Below are 1007 nucleotides of genomic sequence, written 5' to 3' on the forward strand. Positions count from 1 at the left end.
GATTAGACTGGATGTTCTTATTCCGCGCGGCTTTTTGAATTGTCATACCGTCAGACTCCATAAAATAAGTTTTATGAAACAGCGACAGAAAATAAAGTCCTAGACTGTCGCTGTTTCATTGAACTAACGTTCCCAGTTAGTTCAAAAAACAATTTAACATGATAGCTCTTGTTATATATAAAGTAAATTCATCTTTCCGTTATCAGCTTACAGTTGGATAATAGCCTTAGATGGTGGATGACCAGTATTTTGATTTTCAGCCATAAGGAAAATTCCCTATCATCTTGTTTGGAAATGTTCAAGGCAACGCGGTCGGCCTAACCATAATTTCACTGATTAGGGTGTCATCAGGTTCATTAATGGCAAACGCGATGGCTCTAGCAATACTGTAAGGAGAAATCCCTATGCCGCTTATTTGATTGGCGATCGTCTGCACTTCCGGGCTGGTAATGCTGTCAAAAAGTTCGGTCTTCGTCAGACCAGGAGCAATCAAGGTAGATCTAATACGCGAAGTCGAAGACTCTTCCAAGCGCAGCCCTTCCGAGATGGCTCTAACTGCGAACTTGGTGGCCGCGTATACGGCATTTGTAGGGGACACATGATAACCGGCTGTAGAGGATAGGTTAATGATATGACCGGACTGCTGCTCCCGCATGGTAGGCAATACCGCTGCGATACCGTATAAAACGCCTTTGATGTTCACATCGATCATTTGATCCCACTCTTCTACTCTTAATTCATTCAGCCTGGAACTCGGCATGACCCCTGCATTGTTCACCAATACATCAATTCGGCCATACACACTTAAGGTAAACTTGGCCAAATTCTGCATATCTTCGGCAGAAACGACGTCTGCTTTTACAGAAACGGCCTCGCCGCCACCCTGTTTAATTTCATTAGCAATCGCATGCAGACGTTCCTCTCTTCTGGCTGCCAATACCACCTTTGCGCCATTTTGTGCCAACAACTTCGCTGTAGCTTCCCCTATTCCGCTGGAGGCTCCAGTT

The 1007-nt window shown here is 44.7% G+C and carries 1 protein-coding gene; it reads right to left on the minus strand.

Annotated elements, in window-relative coordinates:
• Positions 1-298: 298 nt before the first annotated feature.
• Positions 299-1007: SDR family oxidoreductase (locus GRP75_RS27915; protein WP_160790998.1), on the minus strand; the 709-nt coding region annotated here is incomplete at its 5' end.

The organism is Paenibacillus sp. OT2-17, assembly GCF_009827695.1.
GTDB classification, from domain to species: Bacteria; Bacillota; Bacilli; order Paenibacillales; family Paenibacillaceae; genus Paenibacillus; species Paenibacillus polymyxa_B.